Raw genomic sequence first — 19,266 nt, forward strand, 5'->3', positions numbered from 1 at the left:
CTACAAGTATCGATGCTAAGCTAGCACCACGACATAAGCGGATGTTTTTCCATTCAACACAAGGAGTTCTCATGAGTCGCTTCAGTCAAGTGGCCATCGTCGGTGGCACCCATGGCAATGAGTTTAGCGGGATTTACGCACTAAAACAGTGGCAAACCAATACATCTGTTACGACTCGGGATAGTTTTTCAACGGAGCATGTGTTCGCGAATCCGTCGGCTTATCATGCAAACAAACGTTATCTCGATTGTGACTTAAATCGACAATTCGATCCTCAAGGGCTCGCCGATCTCACCTTAACAAACTACGAGCAAAGTCGCGCAAAAGTCCTCAATCAACAGCTAGGTCCTAAAGGCGATCCTCGCGTCGATTTCATCATCGATTTACACAACACCACCAGCAACATGGGGCCTACGCTCATTTTGCTCGCATTAGACACATTCAATAAACAGCTTGCTGCCTATATCAGTGAGCGTATGCCCGATGCCATTATTTTAGTAGAAGATCATCTCGAGCCGCTTCAACACGCTTTTTTATGCTCAGTGGCGAAGCAAGGCGTCATTGTTGAGGTTGGTCCTCAACCGCAATCCGTATTACGCCATGATGTAATGGAATCCATGCAAGAAATGACGACGCATATTCTCGATTTTGTGCATCTCTTTAATATCGACAAGGTGCCAGAGCTACCCGCGCAAGTAACGGCTTATCGCTATAAAGAAACCTTACATCTACCCCAAAATGCACAAGGAGAGCGCATCGGTATGGTGCACCAAAACGTGCAAGACAAAGACTTTGAGCCGATAGTACCTGGCGATCCTTTATTCATGTGCTTTGACGGTCGCGAAGTCGCTTGGGAAGGAAAGTACACTGCGTATCCGCACTTTATTAACGAGGCGGCGTATTACGATAACAATATTGCGATGTCGATGGCAGAGATGTTTAGTCTAACGGTATAATTGAGAGGTACAACTGAGAGACGTATAAAGAAACGACCAACATCGAACCGATGTATCAATGCCTCGGTGATGTGGCCGCTCAGAAAGTAGAAACAACGCTCGCTCGCAATTAACTCACTGGCTTAGTTGCGGGTTCTTTCTTTAAAGCCGTTTTTTGCCAGTAGCGATCATAATGAAAGAACATGTGTGTCCTACGCAATTCAGCCGCTCTTTGTTCTACCTTTTCAATGACGTCATTTGATACTCGCGAAGACGCGAGCTCAAACTGCTCCATTGCCTGCTCTCTCAAAGTCACGAACCGTCCTTGACCAACCACATCCAAGTAGGCAGAAAGATAAACGAGCCCATCAGTATACTCAGCGTCTTCAGGCATGTAGTTTGTGGTGTACAGACGCCCCAGGGCAGCAAGAGACATAAGATCCCCTTGTTCAATCGCTTTTTCGCGCCACGCCACCGCTTTATGGCTTTCCCCTCGACGGATAAAATCACGATATAAACTCTTAGTACCGGGGATCCCACCCGCATTGGCAATCTGTTTTTTTACTTCAGCGGCCGCATCAAGGCGAGAGCTGGGGAAAAGATAAAAGCCGCGCTCAGCCAGTTCTATTTGCGATGCTTTATGTAACAAGGCATCAACATCATTCGCCGCAATCGCCTCTTCTAAATACTGCTCAGCTTTCTTTTTGTCTGTTGGATAAACGTACTGATACAGACTGAATGCTGCGTCTTTAGGTGCTTTTTCATACCAAGCTGCTAGTGCTTCTTCATACTTATAGCGCCAAATAGTACGATGATTTGCCGATAACCAATGGCCTTTTTCAACCAGTAATTTCATGGCTGGAATATAATCCGCCTTTGCGGCCTGCGTGAGATACTGCTGCGCAACCGGCGAATAATCGAGCTTATTACCATCATCACTGACGAGCACAGCGTATAAATAAGCGGCAGGAACAATACCTTGATCCGCCGCTGCACGTAGATATTTTTCAGCTCGTTGGTAATGGAACTGAGCGCGAGACAAACGTCCATGCTCAAATATTGCCTCTGGCGTCATCGCCTGGATATCATAGTCATCCGCGATTTTTTCAACCGGCTCTAGTTGCACAAAAGGTGTGGCTTCAACTTCAACTTGTTCGGCATGTACTTGTCCACTTAGCATGACTAGGCATGCATACACGCTTGCTTTAAGCATTGACGGGGTATTAACCAATGTTGACACTTGAACCTCCTACAATCACACCGCCACAACTCACTGCATCACCAATACGAGCGGCTGGTTTTCCATCAATCATAACGCTACCGGAACCCGCATTTACCGCTCGCCCATGAGGCGGGTGTTTCGGTTTACTATGCGGTGCCAGGGGATCACCTTTACGAACTACGGGTATCCCGTCAACTTTTACTGTTGACGACCCCGCCACAATCGGTGTAGGTGGAAATCCATCATGCGCGGTTCCCACATGGCCAACAAGTGCTGCTTTGGGCATATCTTTCCTCAAATTTCTTAGCTTGCATTAAACGATCAAGGTTTGTTCACTGAGCGTGGCGATTTCGCTGGCTGTCCTTGGTACCCAGAGCCACTACCAGGACTTCCGCCAGCGTTTAAATTGATCGCTGGACCAATAAGGTGCACCCCGGCCGCATCAACCTTCATTACGCTCCCACCGGCGGTTACCGTAACCTCCGTACCTGCATCAAGCACGACATTTGCGCCTGCTTTTAGATGCACCTCACGTCCCGCCGTTGCGGCGAAGCGGTTATCGATTTTTTCATGTATCCCTCCAGAAACGGCAATTGTGGCATCTTTTTTCACTCGTGTTCGTGATTGCTTATCGACCGTCACATGCTGGTTACTCATAACAGCCGACAAAGAATCATGGTCCACTTTTTGATGCTCATTATGCCGCACCTGCGTAACGACATCATTTTCCACATCGGATTGCCAATCACGCTGAGCATGCAAATACACTTGCTCACTGCCCGATTGATCTTCAAACGTGAGCTCGTTGTAGCCCTCGCCTTGGTGGCTTTCACTGCGCCAGACCGTCTTGGTTTTATGGGCCGGCAATGTATAAGGGGATACATTGGTCGCGTGATAGGTCCGGCCAGTGATGATCGGTTGGTCGGGGTCACCATGTAAAAACGACACAATCACCTCATGGCCAATGCGGGGAATGGCCATCATGCCGTATTGGCTCCCTGCCCAACCTTGAGACACCCGTATCCAGCAGCTACTTTTATCGTTTCCACTCGAGTAACGATCCCAAGGGAAATGAACTTTTACTCGGCCATGTTCGTCACAGAAAATTTCTTCGCCTTCAGGCCCAACCACAATCCCTATTAAAGGGCCGTCCACCTGTGGCTTAGGGTGTGGAGTGGCCCGCCAAGGGATAGAGGCCGGGATCACCGTAAACCGATTATGATAGGTAGTGGCGCCAGTGCCGCCTTCTTCTTCAACTGCTTGAGGTTGGGTGCCGTAATGCTGAGCGCGCACTACTTGCCACTTTTGATTCATGGTACGGTCGAGATGATCTTGCATTTCAAATGCATGACCCGCCTGCACAAGAAAATGATTACTTTCCCCAGTCGCCGTGACTTTGTCACGTGCCAGAAATTCTTGGCGTATCTGGGTTAAATGTTTACCTTGCGTATCGTCTTTATATCGACCTGGAAAATCATAAACATCGTAGTCTTGGCGCTGATGGTCAATGCCGGACATATTCACTTGCTGTAAGAAGCTATAATTCGGCTTTTTAAAGCTATAATCCTTCATCTCCAGTGATGACGGGATTATCCGAGTGTGCTTTTCGATGGCACGAATATAAGGCTCATCGACGACACCTGCAGCCTGAGCGTTATGCACAATCGGCTGTTTAAGGGCGGGAAGCGAAAAGGGCGAGTCAGTGATATATAAGAGCTGCTTGTCCTCTTTCCAAACAAAGCAATACATCAACCCCTCTTCTGCGGCAATACGATGAAAAAAGGCGAGATCCGTTTCTCGGTATTGAACACAAAATTCACGCTCTGCATATTCTTTTGTCAGCCCAAAACCGACATCCGTAATACGCATTTCTTGCAACAAGATCGAAATAACTTGGGGAACCGTCTGATGTTGGAATACACGACTATTTTGCCGTAGTGATAGACGCTCAATTTCAGCCACTAATTCAACATCATAATAAGTGTGATGATGACCAATATCCCCTTGGGAAAATTGACGAATGATACCGCGAATACGACGCTCACATTGCCCGTTGCGATAGAGAGCAAGCGTGGCTTGGCAATCCACTAATTGGTCAGGGGTTAGGGAATGATCGCGACTTGCCAATGCAATCGAATAACGAAACCCGTTGCAAGCTTGCTGGTCGAACGCCGCAGCAGAGAGGGACTCGTTGCCCTGATATTCTCTGACCACAAACGTGTCTGGCTCTAGGCCTTCGACGCTAAATTCAAAACGTAATTTCGCCATGATGTCTCCCGAATCTTGTTCCCGCAACAGTGAACACTTGTCTAGCAACGCTCTCTGGAAAACGAACGCTGCTAAACAAATGGTGAAGCGCCGGCACAAAGCCGACGCAACCTAGCAATAGCAATTAAGCTTCAACCGGCTTGCGCCAGTCATCAGAGCCTGAAGTACCTGCGTTGACGTGGTCCCAGGTGATTTTGCGATAAGACATCGACACGGTCAGGTTCTGAGTGAAGTCTGACTTCGCCGGATCTTGGCAGTGTGGCATTTCACAATGGATATCCACGATAGAGGCGCTTTCTAATTTGGTGGTAAAGAAGTTTTCTTGCTTACCTTCAATCGACGTGCGGTACCATTTTAGCTCCACAGTAGACATTTTTTCGCCCGAAGACAGTGCGTTATAAAGCAACGGAACAGCTTTATTCAATGCCACGGTAAACTTAAATGGCTTGTGGACACGTTGTCCTGATGGCTGACCAGACTGAGGATCAGTCGGTACCGTCACATTATGGTCAAACTGTTGTACCAGCATTTCGTCTTCGTGGCCTTCGACAAAAGAATCACCGATAGAATCCGCGGTGCAGGCACCGGCAGTAATTAAACCCTGGGTTTCGCCTTCAATCGAGATATAACATGGCGTTGGCATAATCGCTCCTTTTTGTATGATTCGAGTTCAAACAGCGACTCTTGCTGTCTATCCCTGCTATTAAGCTAGATTCATGCCAAGTTTTTATGCCCTTATTTTCAAATGCTTATCGATTACGTGACCAATTTTTTGCACGACTCAAGCAACTTTTTGCTTGGCTTGGCAAAAAGTTGCTTGGCATATCGCTGAGCCTTTACGCACTACCTAAACGCTTTAAGAAGTCGCTTAGCCCCAGAAACCATTACTGCTCACTGAGTAATTCGACTGTATTTTTGCTATAAACTTTGCCCACTTTCTCCGTAAGAGGTTAACAAAGGTACTATGGCAAAGCCCGTGTCTTATGGGTATGTGGGGTTTATTAACCGCTTACAGAGAGCGCGCTGGATGACTTAGAAGCTAAGTGGGGTGGCAAATACCCCATCGTTATTAAGTCCTGGCGCAATAAATGGTTCACACTCTCTACTTACTTCAAATATCCGGAATACGTGCGTACCGCCATATATACGACGAACGCCGTTGAGGCCGTGCACCGCCAGTTCCGCAAACTGACCAAAACCAAAGGTGGTTTTGCCAACGAGAACAGCTTGCTCAAGCTACTCTACGCAGGTATGTTAAAGGCGTCTGAGCATTGGTCGCATCCGGTGCAGAGCTGGAGCCTGACGCTATCGCAGCTGACCATTCACTTCGAAGGCCGACTGGATGATCACATAGACCTATGAAAATTGGCTGACACAGAATATTGAACACCCTCACACAGAATATTGAACACCCTCCTATTGAGGTCACATGATAATTTAAAATTGCTCTATAGATTCTTCCTGAAGCCTTTAAAGAATTCTACTGTTGTTTCATCAAGGTAAAGGTTAGCTTTATGCCCCTTAGCTTTCTGTCTAGCCTGAGCTTTTACACTTTCAATATCTTCTTTGCTAACATACTCACCTGTATATTTATCAAAATATTTCAACTCATCATTTTCTTCATCATAAAACNTCATAAAACTCATCGAAATACCTTGTTAATTTACAGTCATGCTTATTATTCATCGAGTGTGCAATCATGCAATAAAAAAAGGCTTTCTTTTCAGACGTATCTTCCTTCTCCCCAATACCAGCCTCTCTCATAAAAGGGATAAACATAATACTTTTGAATAACAAAGAGTTAAAATCATTATTCCTAACGCCATAATCTATCCAATCTATAGCTTTTTTGATATCCCCTCTTTCCTTGTACATGAACGCAGCTTCATAAACAGCCACCATATTCCCATCTTTAGCCATTTTCTCTAAGTATTCCAATCTTATGTCTTCATTAACCCAAGACCAAAAATGGCTATCGAAGAAAAATGTATAACCCTTACTTTTATATATCTTTTCAGCTAACTCGCCATAGCGATATTCTCGATAAATAGGAATATATTGCCACCAGCTAGGGTCATGATATAAGAGTGTGGACTTGATCCGTTTTACTGGACACGCATCGACGACCTGAGGAGGTCAGTATGCCAGCCTATAAAACGGGTAAAAAGACAGCGCAATATTCACTAGACTTCAAACTAAAAGCGGTTGAATGGAGCTATGAGACGCATCGAACAGTGAAGTCGGTTGCAGAGGCGCTTGATATCCATCCATTCATGCTATCGAAATGGTGATCCGTTTTACTGGACACGCATCGACGACCTGAGGAGGTCAGTATGCCAGCCTATAAAACGGGTAAAAAGACAGCGCAATATTCACTAGACTTCAAACTAAAAGCGGTTGAATGGAGCTATGAGACGCATCGAACAGTGAAGTCGGTTGCAGAGGCGCTTGATATCCATCCATTCATGCTATCGAAATGGCGTAAAACGTATCGAGATGGAGAGTTTGGTATGGTCAAGTCCCTAAAAAATAAAGTGAAGCCAGACAAGGCGAAGGATGAGTTATCGGCGCTCAAGCGACGGATCACGGAGCTTGAAGAGGAGAACGATATCTTAAAAAAGTGGCAACGCTTTCAAGCAGAACAAAGGCGCAAGCCTACCGATTCGTAAAGCAATATAGTGATGTTTACTCAGTAAAGAAGCTGTGTAGGCACCTTTCTGNTTCAAGCAGAACAAAGGCGCAAGCCTACCGATTCGTAAAGCAATATAGTGATGTTTACTCAGTAAAGAAGCTGTGTAGGCACCTTTCTGTGTCTCGTAGTGGCTATTATGATTGGCTAAGCCGCGGACAGTCAGGACACGCGCGCGCAGATAGTGAGCTAGGCGCAGAGATAGCATTCATCTACCGTAAAAGCGAAGGCAGATATGGGAGTCCTAAAATCCATGCGGCGTTGAAGGCAAAAGGTCTCGCAGTGAGTCGTAAGCGTGTGGCCCGCTTGATGCGAGAAGCAGGTTTAAAGGCGAGAGTGGACCGTGTTTACCGTCGTCGGCAAAAGAGTCGGACGTTCTTTAAAGGACTCGTCAATCGACGTTTAGAACAAGAAAAAGCGAGCAAAATCAATCAACAATGGACCGCGGATGTTACCTACATAAAAGTAGGAAACCGATGGGGCTACTTAGCGGTAGTGATTGATGTTTACTCAAAAAAAGTACTTAGCTGGGCGCTCAGCGACAGACTTGATTCAAACTTGACGATGTTCACCATCGTCAAAGCACTCGCTAGCCGAAAGCCTAAACGGGGGCTGCTATTTCATACTGATAGAGGACGCGAGTATTGTGCGGATAGGGTGCGACATTTACTGGCGGAACACGGTGTTGAGCAGAGCATGAATCGGCCAGGGAAATGCACGGATAATGCAGAAGTCGAGTCGTTCTTTAAATCGCTTAAGGGCCAGTTAATCAAAGATGCACCGATTGCTAACTTAAGGCACTTACGAGAGAAGCTCAGAAAATATATTCAGTACTTTTATAATCGAACACGGTTACACAGTAGCATTGGCTATATGTCGCCGATAGCGTTTGAAAAACAATGTACTTAACGAAAGACGTGTCCGTTAAAGTGGATCAACATCAGTGCGTACATAGCTTTACCATTACCCTCTTCGGCGAGTTTCTTCCAACCTTCAATTGCTTTGTCTACCCATTGCTCTTCACATGGCCAACCCAAATAACCACAAAAAGAACGATCAACTTTCGGCATATATGTACCTGCAAGCGTCGCCATTGCCCAAGGGTTACCTCCCTCAGCGGCCTTTAAAAGGCTAGAACCGGCTTCTACTGTACCTAACGTTTTAAACTGAGTATAAGCTAACCAGTAAAAGGCTTTAGCGTTACCTTTATCAGACAGCGCTCTGAAAACTTCATTTGCCGCTTTATACTTCTCTTCGTTTAGAAGGGACAGTCCCTCTTTTAAGGTCTTTGCTTGAGCAGGAGCAATGAGAAAAAAAACACAAAAAACCAAGAGTTTTATTAAATTCATCTTATCCACCAAGTATATTCCTAAAGCCTTTACTTTCAATATCCTTCTTTCTTTTTTTATCATTCATATGAACAGAAGTATATTCAGCCACTTCTTGATAAGCAGGAAGTATATTTACTCGTTTATAAGGTTTCCAGCAATCAGCTAGACTTTCAAAGCCCTCGACCAAGTCATATTTTATCTCAATGAACTTTCGCTTCCCTTGTTTAAGGTCTACTTTCTCGAGGTTACTATAAGAAGCCTCCCAAAATACTAATATTTTATCAATGTTTTCCGCATAGCGTTGCCATTTCACTTCTTCGGGAAGCTCCATCTCAATCTCTTCTCCGATCCTTTGCATCACGTTCTCGAACTTTTTCTTGGCATTGTCACTTACTGGGTGGCTCTCTCCTCTTATCCACTCTAAAAGCTTGGTCATCGCAGCCACTTGATCGAGGTTATCCTTCGCTGCTTCTGCATCGTTAGCCCAAAAACCTAGATCATGATAATGCAATAGAACGGAAAAGAGCTTGGCGTAGGTTTCAGCCGGCATTTTCTTTATCCAGTCTCGCTGACCGGATGTCTCAACGTCACTATTAATGAAGTTCGCCACAAAGGGGGCGTTCGTCACTTCTAACGCTCGCTGCTCCATATCGCGAATAAGATGAAAAGGAAGCAGTGCAATTTGCGTCAGGGTAAGCTGATAAGCAACGGCCACTGTCAATAGCCTGTTAAAAGCATAAAAGGCTTCACTGCCGTCACTTTCATGGAAGAGACCAAAGCGACTGAAGCTAGGGTGCTCCATCACATCTAACAGCCGTGAGATAAATTCATCGTAAGCAAGCGGGTCTAACTCAAACGCCAGCTTGCCAGAGAAACCCGCAATAGACGCGGCGCCAAAGTCGAAACGAAAAATTAAGCGACCATTATCTAAGGTACATTGCAAGATAAGTTTCGCTCCAACGCCTAACTGCGCGGTGAGGCGAGTGGCGAGCTTAAACAACTGTTTCATGTCCGAGCTACCCACATTTTTCCATAAGCATGCAAGACTGACTTGTCCACCTACCTCTGCACCAGCAAAGGCCGACACCTCAGTCTTTGCACCCGCCTTAATATTTCGCAGTTTACTATCATACGCGAGCCCTAGGTCTTGCTTGCTTTCCAAACGTGTTGCAATAAAGGTTTGAGATGTCCGTAAGCCTGTAGCCCCTGTGGCAGCATCTTGACCAAGTGCAATCTCATTCGAGTATTTCATGCTTGCCGCTAACATACCGTGCACAACCGCTTCAATGTCGAAGCGAATGTCTCCTAAGCTCACTTCACGACGCTCATTGTCAACGGTGTAATAGGGAACTTTGAGATCGTACATGTTTTCAGCTGGAATGGAGAATTTTGTCGCTAATTGACCGCTGGCAAAGTCAAGCGACGCCCCCAACTGCGTGTTCCCCACTAAGTTTAAGTTGACGCTTTCAGCTGCTGCCTGCGCTGAATACGTAAATCGCATAAATTGTGCGCCGCCGCTAACGTCCATCTTAACGGTGTTACCGAAAATCTCAGTTTGCTGGGTTCGCCACGGTAACACATACTCATAGGCCTCATCTAAAGCGACCTCTCCCCCCACGTTAGCCAACGCAAACGTCTTTTTAATTTCCGCATCATTACCCAAGGCGTCTCTTAACGCGTCCTTGAATGCCTTGGGGTTTATCGCTCCTTGCCCTGTTGGTAGCGTGGGTTCATAAACTCGCGCACAGCTTTGTTTATTCCTTGCTGGGTCATTATCTAAAACCGCACACGTTGAACGTATATACATCGCTTCGTTTGGCTTAGAAGTGAGCGCACACTCAACAATCGTCGTATTCAACGCCATGGAGTCCGGCACAATGTGATTGTTCAAATTTTCTGGCGCCCAATCTTTGTGCTCATCCCAAAGCAATATGCGCTTTTTCTCTCGCACTTACCCAATGAGTACCGAATCCTCCTGACCGTCTAGAATAGGGGATTGAACCCTTCTTCTCGGCTGTCACTCTAAGGTATGCCCCGTTGTAGCTTTAACAGCACTTCATACATCTCATTCTCAGGGCGAACTGTGCTTGAAATGTAAGGATCATCGGCAACTTTATCGATGTTCTCCTCAATGAAGTCTTTGAATAAAGGAATGTCACCTTCAGGGTTGATCGCCTTTTCTTTGCAACCAGAGAGGAAACTCATCGATATGCTTAAAAGTATAACTTGGATAATCGTTTTATGACGCATCATAGGGCTGTGTCCAACAGATAGTGATGTTTTGGCCGGCAGATACCATAACGCTTTAAACGTAAGGAATGCTACCGCCCAGCAAGTGTTATATCACTCACTGAACGGGATATAGAAGCAGTATGAAGCTAATGTATAAATGTAATAGAAGTAATAAAATATAAATATATTAGTAACTTCTACCCCAATCATCAATTCTGGTGAAATAATCAATATAAATCATAGGTTCGATACTATTCAACTGTTCACTAACATTACATGTTAGATTACTCATGTCTATTTTACCCTCATAACTCCCACCAAAAAATCGATCACCGAAAATAGCCTTATATAGTTTCGCATCACAATATTGTTCCTTTGGGTTTAAAGATTTTTCCTTATAATACGGTTTAGCCCAAAAATAATGCCATGCTCCAAGCTTTTTTAACCTATTATAAAGGAAATCATCTTTCGGAGTGTTTTTGTCAATCAAAAAAACAAAAGCCGGGATATAGTTATTATTAGCTGCTATTCTTAGCAATTTTTTCACCTGGCGCTCTGATCTAGGTGAGTGAAAGACTGTTTTTCCATTTTCTACTTTAGTTATATTATAGTAGTAATCCATTAGAGNATTAGAGGCTTATAATAGTGAGACTTGGAAAATCGAATAACTTCTTTTATGTACTCTTCACGTTTTTCTACAGATTTATCAAGACCTTTATCTTTCAGCAAGAAATATTGGGCATGAAGATCGCCTTCTGCTGCAAGCTTTTTGAAGCCCTCGACTGCTTTTTGGTAAATTTCCTCGGTACAGTATTTATTTTCATAAGAAGTATCTAAGCCAAGTTCTTTTGCTACTTTGTTGCCAAAATGTTCTGATGAAAGATAAGAAAGGCATAAGTTACTTTTGTTAGATAGCCAGTAAGTCGCATAGGGATTTCCTTTTCTCATTAACTCAGTCAGTATAGCTGTGGCTTCACTTCGTTTATAAATTTCATCTATTTTTGTACGTGCATAGATTATTTTGGCATTCTCTACGCCCTTTTTCATCAAAGAGTCCATCTCATCCCAAGTTTTTTGACTCCAATCACCACGCTGCAGCATTAGCATCAAGTCATACATCTCATCATCAGGCTTTACTGTACTCGATATATAGGGATCATTAGCTACTTTATCGATGTTCTCCTCAATGNCAAGTGCTGTTGCTACTTTGTTGCCAAAATGTTCTGATGAAAGATAAGAAAGGCATAAGTTACTTTTGTTAGATAGCCAGTAAGTCGCATAGGGATTTCCTTTTCTCATTAACTCAGTCAGTATAGCTGTGGCTTCACTTCGTTTATAAATTTCATCTATTTTTGTACGTGCATAGATTATTTTGGCATTCTCTACGCCCTTTTTCATCAAAGAGTCCATCTCATCCCAAGTTTTTTGACTCCAATCACCACGCTGCAGCATTAGCATCAAGTCATACATCTCATCATCAGGCTTTACTGTACTCGATATATAGGGATCATTAGCTACTTTATCGATGTTCTCCTCAATGAAGTCTTTGAATAAAGGAATGTCATCTTCAGGGTTGACCACCTTTTCTTTTTCCTTACAGGCACTAATAGCTATCACTACAAATAGCAAAATAGCTATCTTTCTAATATTTTTATAAACCAACATCTTTCAGGCTCCAATCTATGATTTTTTCGTTTTCTTCGGGCACTAACTTAATGTAGTTATTGTCTTCATCATTTTTAATTTTAATTTTTTCACCTCGGCTACTAGCATTGGCCACCACCGAACGCGCATAAGCACGATAATCTGTATTGGTAACGGGACCGAGTCGTCCCGCTTCTACTGTCTTTGTATAGATGGTTAGTATCATTATTCCACAAAGTATTTTTGAAGCTTGATCGAAGTCATTTCTAACTTTTTTCATTATGTCAATTTGTTGGGCTGTTTCAGTAGTCAAAAAGGCGCTATTAAAAAACCTTGCTATCTGATACCAGCTTTTTCTAAACCCTTCCCACTGTTGGGGTTTATCTGCTCCCGCATGGAGTTCGGCCATTATAATCAATGTTTCTTTCCATTGCCGCTGACTGGCATATGATTCGTCGTCTTCTTGGTTAGTTTTATCTTTGCTTAACCACTCCATAATATTCAAAATAGCTTGAGCCTGTCGACGATTAACAAACTGGGCACTACCCTCAGAAGTTGCCTCAGTCTGAGCCTTCAGTAATGCTGCGATCAAGTTAGCGAGTGTCTCGGGAGGTAGTTTTATGATCCATTTTCTCGCATTAGGGGCATTATCTCCTGTTAGGCTTCTCGATAAGAACGGAGCATATTCTTTGCTTATGACATTCTTTTTGTACGATGCCCACAGGTTCGGTGGCATGAGTAGTACCTTAGAAAAGGATAGACCCAAACCAATAGCTATCGTCGCGATGTCATTAAGGGTATTAAAATCATCATTTATTCCATTTTCATCTACATCACCAAACACAGATAAGCGGCGGAAGTTACTTTGCTTAAGCACACCAAGTAGACAGTCGATAAAGTCATCACTATTGATCGCATTTAATTCGATGCCCAAGGTGCCCTTACACCCACCTCCAACTACTAAGCGCGCAGATGCGATGATCACTAGGACGCCAGCCTGAAAAGCTATACGGAATTCACTGTGAAAGCCTGCGCCGTACGCTGCCGAAAATTCACCCTTAATCGTCCCTAAGGTTTTAGGAACCCGAGCATTAGGTGGTACCCAGAAAACGTCCGCCCCCAAGGCGCCGCCTACTTCTACTCCGACAAAAGCATCTACCGCTACACCTGCCTCCGCTGCAACCTGGCTATTCACTAGGTCATGCTGCGTTGCACCAGTCATATTCTCAACTCGATGGACGTTAGGGTCGAAAAGAGAAACGGTACTACCACGTACCCCTAGCCCATTATCTATGTCACTAGGGCCGACAGTAATACTACTCCCTAACTGACACGTCGCACCAACTAATCCATAGACTGAACCGGTTATACGTGCCATTAACGCGCCAACATCGTAGCTGAACTCTTCACCTTTATCATCGGTATAGAAAAGCATCACCGCATAACCTCTAGCTGATGACGCTGATGCATTTTCACCCAAGGTATTGTTTTGCTCACCCTCTGGTAACCACAGACAAATACTCATTTGTCCTTGCAAAAGCGCCAACTTAGCCGAAATATTGCCACTCGCCCCGACTTGGCGAGGATCTTTGATGAGATCTGAATAGCCTGATAGCGGAAGGTTAAGTGCTGATTCTCCCTTTGCTGTAAAACGAAGAAATTGTGCTCCGGCATCTTCCGCATAAGCAGGCTCGTTTAAACCTTCGATATTGCCTTCTTGAGCGTGATAACTATCTTGCCAAAACACAGTGTCGAATTGAGATTGCGTTTTTAACGGGGCTATGCTCACTTGCACACTTGTTTTTCTTAACGCTTTTAATGCATCAGTGACACTATTTACACCAACGATATTCCCGGCGTCCGTCTGAGGAGATGCAAATGTAATACGATCAGTGATGAAATCAACATGGCAAGCTGCTTTGGTATAGAATGGATCTGACTTATCGCAAGGCATATACCACTCTGGTCCACGCAGGTAAAAAACTTTCCCTGTGGATAAAAAACTGCACTCAACTGGCTGAATATCGCTGAGTCCCGCATCGTTGACAAAGGCGCTTACACCTTTTTTATTGGGCTGGTGATCTTTTCTATCCCACACTAATACAAGATCGGGGGCCAGCTCTTTCCTTTCAGCATCGGCAAAAAAGAATCGAAGCTGGTTAGGGCCTTTTTGAGCCGCTTGTTTAGCCAAGCTTTTTAAATGCTCTATTCTTTTCTGTGCTATCGACTTTATCGTTAATAGTTTATTAAAAAGCTTATCAAGCGGTGTGCCTTGGCTCTGACCCAGTATTTGATTCAAGGCATTTTGATGTTCGGTTATCGTCATGTCGATAAGGTGTATCAGTGCCTTCGCTGGATAATACGACCACGCGGCTTTATTGACATCATTAACAAGGCTTGCAATGTTTAGACTGTCATTTATTTCAGTGCTACCTGTTACCTCTTCGTATAAGCTATCGATCAGCTCAGTCTGCCCGATTGAAATTGGTTCTGGTGATGTCCGCCAGTTGTCACCGAGATTGCGTAATACTTGGGGCCCCGCCGCAACACCGACATCTCCCTCAAGTTGCTCTAATGTCAGGCATTGCTCTTTAAACACAATACCTTCTTGGTTGAGTAGCTTGAAACCGGGTAGAAAACCATCTTCCGCTAGCTCGTTAAGCTCACGTATCGCCGCTTGGTGTAGTCTTTTGGCCAGCTCCAGACCATCGATATAGTCGTAAATGAGGTTACACGCTCTTTTAATCCGCTCTTCTCTTCGTGAAGTGAAGTATTGGTGGTCTTCGCTAAATACAAACTTAGTCCCATCATCTGAATTAATGTCACCAGCATTTCTTTCCGCTTTCTCTTCCAGCTCGGTAATGCGTTCGTCAATGGCATTCAATATAAAAGTACGGACACGCTCTTCGACCAATTTGTCAAAATTTGCGTTGCCACTTCTGTCTTGAGGCGCAAGAGATTGAAACTTACCGCCATAATACAGTGCATGTCTTTCAGCATTTTCTCGTCGAGTCTCTTGCTGAACAATATCATCAAACGCTAAGTCAAGCTCCTCAAGTGCCTGGGTTAGAAACCCCTGAGGATCTGCAGATTTGTAGTAGGCTTTTGTTTGTACCACTAAACGTAGTGGCAGAATGGTGGTATAGAGTTCTTTGTCTTCGTCATCCATGAACGCTTCATGAGGACGTGTAGCAAACTTAGACATAATGCCAAGCTGATTGATATTTGCAAATGTGGTGCTGTAGTCGCCTTCAACAACGGCGTCCTGCATTAGGACTTTTTCTTCTTCGATAAGGTCCTTGGCCTCTTGTGTCACTGCGTACCAGCATTTTTCACCCGTCTTAGGATGCGATGGCACATATAAAATGTCGACAAAATCAGCGATTTGACACTCTTGTTCCGTGGCAGGCGCTTCTGGTGCCTTTTTAAACGATTCGCGAGAGGCCTCCATATTGGCAGGTTCCGGCAGCTCTATCTTTAGCGTATCTCCAGCATAGATAAAGTCGGGATCTTTGATTTGCGTACTGTTCAGCTTGAGAAGCTCCTCTTCGGAGACGTCAAACTTTTCAGCAATCAGACTTAAGCAGTCACCTTTCGTTATTTTGTATTCTTTCATGTCACACCCACTGCTTAAAAACGGAATCTTGTTGTTCGCCCTCCACGGGCGTAAATGGATTTGGCTTATATAGGCACACAGGCACATCGTCTGAGTTAAACCAAAACACCCCTTTGCTAGGCCCTAAGCACTGCGCGATGTCGTCTATATTAGCTTGTGCTAAAACGGCATCCCAAAATCGTTGGCTTTGAAAGCGCAAACATAAAACTTGACCAGCAACTTCTATCTTCAACATCGCTTGTAAGTGCGTAATAAAATCATCTGCACAGATGTTGTCATCCACTGCAAATATTACCGAGCTGGTATCAAAATAAGGCAGTGTGCGCCATGTCTCGACGTTAGCGATATCCGGTCCCATATTCACCAAATAAGGGCTTTGCTCAAGCAAGTAATCAAAGGGGGTGCCTGCATATAAGGGCAGTATTTGCACGACACTAAAGTGTTCTTGAATCAGTTGCGCGGCATCACTGATCCTGACAGCATCAACGAGAAGCCAATAATGCGTTGTCATACACTTATCCCTCTTCCTGCAAACAAGGACAGTCTTGACGAGGGCATGAACCATCGAATTGTCGTTGACACAATTTCAGTACAGGGAGGTTTGACACCGATGCCACTTTTAAGGTCGCAGGCGAAAGCTGCAGGGGTAAAGGATCAGGGCTCTCCGGCGACTCCACCCCAAACGGCAGGGCGGCGACTTTACCGGCATAGCCACTGCCTGCGCCGGGGCTGCCGCCTGAGTTGAGGTTAATCGCAGGGCCCACAAGATGAACACCGCCGCCATCAATGCTGACAAAGCTGCCGCCGGCTTTCACCGTGATGCTACTCCCCGCCTCAATCACCGCTTTTTGACCGGCTTTGATATGAATTTCATTGCTGGCGTCATTCACCCATACTTGGCCAGCTTTAACATGCAGCGAGCCGTCTACAATCAGGGTTTGGTCTTGTTGAGCGTACTGGCGACTCTCTCCCTCAACGGTATGATGCGCATTGCCCATCACACGATGAAATTGGTCGTTATGCACTTGATGGTGATTGTCATGACCAATCTCGGTCACGCGGTCATTTTCTACCTCGGTGTGCCAGTCTTTCTGCGCGTGTAAATACACTTGCTCACTGCCCGATTGGTCTTCGAACGTGAGCTCGTTGTAGCCTTCACCTTGGTGGCTTTCACTGCGCCAAACCGTCTTGGTTTTGTGTGCCGGTAAGGTATAAGGCGGCACATTGGTCGCGTGATACGTGCGGCCGGTGATAATCGGTTGGTCCGGGTCACCGTGTAAGAAGGACACAATCACTTCATGGCCAATGCGGGGAATGGCCATCATGCCGTATTGGCTGCCTGCCCAGCCTTGGGCCACCCGTATCCAGCAGCTGCTTTTGTCATCGCCGTTGGAATAACGGTCCCACGGGAAGTGGACTTTCACTCGTCCGTGCTCATCACAAAAGATTTCTTCGCCATCCGGTCCCACCACGGTGCCTATCATGGGGCCATCCACTTGGGGTTTGGGAATGGGGGTTGCGCGCCACGGGGTGGTGGCAGGAATAAGCATAAACTGGTTGTTGTAAGTGGTGGCCCCTTGGCCGCCCTCTTCTTCCAGTGCTTGCGGTTGGCTGCCTTGGTGGTGCACACGCACCACTTGCCACGCTTGGTTCACGCTCTCATCCAGATGGTCGCTGATGGTAACGCGATAGCCAGCGCGTAATGCCGGCTCATTGCTTTGCCCGTTAGCATGCTCGGCCTCGCGGCGTAAGTACTCGAGGCGGGTTTGGTTAAATGCCTGACCAGTGGCGTCGTCTTTAAAGCGGCCCGGGAAGTCAAAGTGCTCGTAGCTGTCGGTACGCTGGTAATCAATGCCATCGGCTTGCGCCGCTTGTTGGAAGCTGTAGCGCGGTTTTTTAAAGCTGTAGTCTTTTAACGCCGTGTGGCTAGGCTGCGCCGCAGTGTGGCGTGTCAGACCATAGATATACGGCGTATCCGTGCGTCCGCCGCTTAAGGCGTTATAGGGCACAGGGCGCTCAAGCTGGGGCAAGCTGTTTGGCGCATCGGTCACCACCAGGGTATGGGTGGTGGCGTCGTGCTCGTGGTGATACACCAAGCCTTCTTCTGCCGCTAAGCGGTGGAAGAACGCCAAGTCACTTTCACGGTGCTGCACACAGTATTCGCGCTCGGCATAGTCGCGAGTGAGCGAGAAGGTGACGTCCGTGACGCCCATGTCCGTGAGCAGGGTGTCTAAGATGGTCGGCACGGTTTGGTGCTGGAAGGTGCGGCTGTTTTGGCGAAGCGACAGCCGATACAGGGCGGGCACCAAGGTTAGGCGGTAGCGGGTAAAGTGATGACCAATGTCACCTTGGCTAAAGGCACTGGCAATGCCCTGCACCCGTTTGACCAGCTCGCCGTTGCGCCACAGCGTCAGCTGCACGGGCTTGTCGACCACTTGCTCTGGCGTGAGGTCGGTATGGCGGCTCGCCAATGCCACCTCATACTGGAACCCATACACCGGGTTGCCATTCAGGCCAGCTTGGTGAGAGAGGCACTCGTCCCCTTGGTAGTCCACCACCACGAACGGTTGCGGGTCGAGCCCCGCCACGGTTAACGCTATTTGCAATGTCGCCATCTGTGTATCCTTCGCCCTGCTTGTTTACCCTGATACGTTCAGCCAGACCCTGCCGTCTGGCTGAACGCACCACAGCCCGCCCGTAAAGGCAGGCTGTTTGTGTCTTCATGTCGCCATGAAGAATTAGGCTTCGATAGGCTTGCGCCAGTCGTCTGAGCCTGAGGTGCCTGCGTTGACGTGGTCCCACGTGATTTTGCGGTAAGACATCGACACGGTCAGGTTCTGGGTAAAGTCTGACTTCGCCGGGTCTTGGCAATGGGGCATCTCGCAGTGAATGTCCACAATCGAAGCGCTTTCCAGCTTGGTGGTAAAGAAGTTTTCTTGTTTCCCTTCAATCGAGGTGCGGTACCACTTCAGCTCGACCGTTGACATCTTCTCACCCGACGCCAGTGCGTTATAAAGCAATGGCACCGCTTTGTTGAGTGCGACGGTGAATTGGAAAGGCTTGTGCACACGTTGGCCGGAGGGCTGACCAGATTGTGGGTCCGTCGGCACGGTCACATTGTGGTTAAACTCTTGTACCAGCATTTCGTCTTCGTGGCCTTCGACAAAAGAATCACCGATAGAATCCGCGGTGCAGGCACCGGCAGTAATCAAACCCTGAGTTTCGCCTTCAATCGAGATATAACATGGCGTTGGCATAATCGCTCCTTTGTATGTCATGGAAGACACATCGCCACCGTGGCGGTGTGCCTGTTCGCTCTCTTATCCTGC

Annotated in this window: 15 protein-coding genes and 2 pseudogenes; 5 read left to right on the forward strand and 12 right to left on the reverse strand. The window is 46.2% G+C overall.

The window, feature by feature from the left end; genetic code table 11:
* Positions 1 to 71: 71 nt before the first annotated feature.
* A complete protein-coding gene (locus tag BZG75_RS14135; RefSeq protein WP_077577327.1) occupies positions 72 to 956 on the forward strand; it encodes an aspartoacylase in 885 nt (294 codons plus the stop codon).
* A 109-nt stretch (positions 957 to 1,065) separates the two neighbouring features.
* Here the strand turns inward: BZG75_RS14135 and BZG75_RS14140 are convergent, their stop codons facing one another.
* The 4 genes from BZG75_RS14140 to hcp-2 form a co-directional block, all read right to left on the reverse strand.
* Complete coding sequence (locus BZG75_RS14140) at positions 1,066 to 2,175, reverse strand: sel1 repeat family protein (protein WP_131825145.1); 1,110 nt, start codon at positions 2,173 to 2,175, stop codon at positions 1,066 to 1,068.
* Positions 2,159 to 2,443, reverse strand: a complete 285-nt coding sequence (locus BZG75_RS14145; protein WP_021024293.1) for a type VI secretion system PAAR protein — start codon at positions 2,441 to 2,443, stop codon at positions 2,159 to 2,161. Before BZG75_RS14145 ends, BZG75_RS14140 begins: the two co-directional genes overlap by 17 nt.
* A 35-nt stretch (positions 2,444 to 2,478) precedes the next feature.
* Positions 2,479 to 4,425 carry a type VI secretion system Vgr family protein gene (locus BZG75_RS14150; RefSeq protein WP_077461441.1) on the reverse strand — a complete coding sequence of 649 codons (1,947 nt, stop codon included), beginning with the start codon at positions 4,423 to 4,425 and terminating at the stop codon, positions 2,479 to 2,481.
* A 124-nt stretch (positions 4,426 to 4,549) separates the two neighbouring features.
* Complete coding sequence (gene hcp-2 / locus BZG75_RS14155; protein WP_021024295.1) at positions 4,550 to 5,068, reverse strand: type VI secretion system effector Hcp-2; 519 nt, start codon at positions 5,066 to 5,068, stop codon at positions 4,550 to 4,552.
* A gap of 371 nt (positions 5,069 to 5,439) precedes the next feature.
* On the opposite strand from hcp-2, the pseudogene BZG75_RS14160 reads away from it, so the two are divergent.
* The 4 genes and pseudogenes from BZG75_RS14160 to BZG75_RS14185 form a co-directional block, all read left to right on the forward strand.
* Positions 5,440 to 5,787: pseudogene (locus BZG75_RS14160) on the forward strand (transposase); the annotation flags it as partial.
* Positions 5,788 to 6,566: 779 nt separating this feature from the next.
* Positions 6,567 to 6,713 (forward strand): annotated as a pseudogene (locus BZG75_RS14175) (transposase); the annotation flags it as partial.
* A gap of 45 nt (positions 6,714 to 6,758) precedes the next feature.
* Positions 6,759 to 7,094 carry a transposase gene (locus BZG75_RS14180; protein WP_108742931.1) on the forward strand — a complete coding sequence of 112 codons (336 nt, stop codon included), beginning with the start codon at positions 6,759 to 6,761 and terminating at the stop codon, positions 7,092 to 7,094.
* Entirely contained in the window at positions 7,046 to 8,023 is a 978-nt protein-coding gene (locus BZG75_RS14185) for an IS3 family transposase (RefSeq protein WP_077577332.1), read from the forward strand. Before BZG75_RS14180 ends, BZG75_RS14185 begins: the two co-directional genes overlap by 49 nt.
* Here BZG75_RS14185 and BZG75_RS14190 read toward each other — a convergent pair.
* From BZG75_RS14190 to BZG75_RS14230, 8 genes are all read right to left on the reverse strand, one after another.
* Positions 8,020 to 8,472, reverse strand: a complete 453-nt coding sequence (locus tag BZG75_RS14190; protein ID WP_077577333.1) for a hypothetical protein — start codon at positions 8,470 to 8,472, stop codon at positions 8,020 to 8,022. The two genes, BZG75_RS14185 and BZG75_RS14190, sit on opposite strands and share 4 nt — an antisense overlap.
* Complete coding sequence (locus tag BZG75_RS14195) at positions 8,465 to 10,309, reverse strand: hypothetical protein (protein WP_131825147.1); 1,845 nt, start codon at positions 10,307 to 10,309, stop codon at positions 8,465 to 8,467. Before BZG75_RS14195 ends, BZG75_RS14190 begins: the two co-directional genes overlap by 8 nt.
* A gap of 158 nt (positions 10,310 to 10,467) precedes the next feature.
* Complete coding sequence (locus BZG75_RS14200) at positions 10,468 to 10,698, reverse strand: hypothetical protein (protein ID WP_077461445.1); 231 nt, start codon at positions 10,696 to 10,698, stop codon at positions 10,468 to 10,470.
* A gap of 166 nt (positions 10,699 to 10,864) precedes the next feature.
* Entirely contained in the window at positions 10,865 to 11,299 is a 435-nt protein-coding gene (locus BZG75_RS14205; protein ID WP_077577335.1) for a hypothetical protein, read from the reverse strand.
* A gap of 1,029 nt (positions 11,300 to 12,328) precedes the next feature.
* The gene (locus tag BZG75_RS14215; protein WP_158009996.1) at positions 12,329 to 15,937 is read right to left on the reverse strand and encodes a LysM peptidoglycan-binding domain-containing protein; all 3,609 of its coding nucleotides are present in this window, start codon (positions 15,935 to 15,937) and stop codon (positions 12,329 to 12,331) included.
* A 1-nt stretch (position 15,938) separates the two neighbouring features.
* On the reverse strand, positions 15,939 to 16,448 hold the full coding sequence (locus BZG75_RS14220) for a DUF4123 domain-containing protein (RefSeq protein ID WP_158009997.1): 510 nt from the start codon (positions 16,446 to 16,448) through the stop codon (positions 15,939 to 15,941).
* Positions 16,449 to 16,452: 4 nt separating this feature from the next.
* Positions 16,453 to 18,552, reverse strand: a complete 2,100-nt coding sequence (locus tag BZG75_RS14225; protein WP_077577338.1) for a type VI secretion system Vgr family protein — start codon at positions 18,550 to 18,552, stop codon at positions 16,453 to 16,455.
* A gap of 123 nt (positions 18,553 to 18,675) precedes the next feature.
* Positions 18,676 to 19,194: an Hcp family type VI secretion system effector gene (locus BZG75_RS14230; RefSeq protein WP_077460798.1), complete on the reverse strand. Its 519-nt coding sequence runs from the start codon at positions 19,192 to 19,194 to the stop codon at positions 18,676 to 18,678.
* Between the last annotated feature and the right edge of the window lie 72 nt (positions 19,195 to 19,266).

This window comes from Salinivibrio sp. AR640 (assembly GCF_001995405.1).
Lineage (GTDB): Bacteria > Pseudomonadota > Gammaproteobacteria > Enterobacterales > Vibrionaceae > Salinivibrio > Salinivibrio costicola.

Coding starts and splice junctions, on each gene's coding strand:
- BZG75_RS14135 (WP_077577327.1), top strand. CDS start 72: ATGAGTCGCTTCAGTCAAGTGGCCATCGTCGGTGGCACCCATGGCAAT.
- BZG75_RS14145 (WP_021024293.1), bottom strand. CDS start 2,443: ATGCCCAAAGCAGCACTTGTTGGCCATGTGGGAACCGCGCATGATGGA.
- BZG75_RS14150 (WP_077461441.1), bottom strand. CDS start 4,425: ATGGCGAAATTACGTTTTGAATTTAGCGTCGAAGGCCTAGAGCCAGAC.
- hcp-2 (WP_021024295.1), bottom strand. CDS start 5,068: ATGCCAACGCCATGTTATATCTCGATTGAAGGCGAAACCCAGGGTTTA.
- BZG75_RS14180 (WP_108742931.1), top strand. CDS start 6,759: ATGCCAGCCTATAAAACGGGTAAAAAGACAGCGCAATATTCACTAGAC.
- BZG75_RS14195 (WP_131825147.1), bottom strand. CDS start 10,309: ATGGCGTTGAATACGACGATTGTTGAGTGTGCGCTCACTTCTAAGCCA.
- BZG75_RS14200 (WP_077461445.1), bottom strand. CDS start 10,698: ATGATGCGTCATAAAACGATTATCCAAGTTATACTTTTAAGCATATCG.
- BZG75_RS14205 (WP_077577335.1), bottom strand. CDS start 11,299: ATGGATTACTACTATAATATAACTAAAGTAGAAAATGGAAAAACAGTC.
- BZG75_RS14215 (WP_158009996.1), bottom strand. CDS start 15,937: ATGAAAGAATACAAAATAACGAAAGGTGACTGCTTAAGTCTGATTGCT.
- BZG75_RS14220 (WP_158009997.1), bottom strand. CDS start 16,448: ATGACAACGCATTATTGGCTTCTCGTTGATGCTGTCAGGATCAGTGAT.
- BZG75_RS14225 (WP_077577338.1), bottom strand. CDS start 18,552: ATGGCGACATTGCAAATAGCGTTAACCGTGGCGGGGCTCGACCCGCAA.
- BZG75_RS14230 (WP_077460798.1), bottom strand. CDS start 19,194: ATGCCAACGCCATGTTATATCTCGATTGAAGGCGAAACTCAGGGTTTG.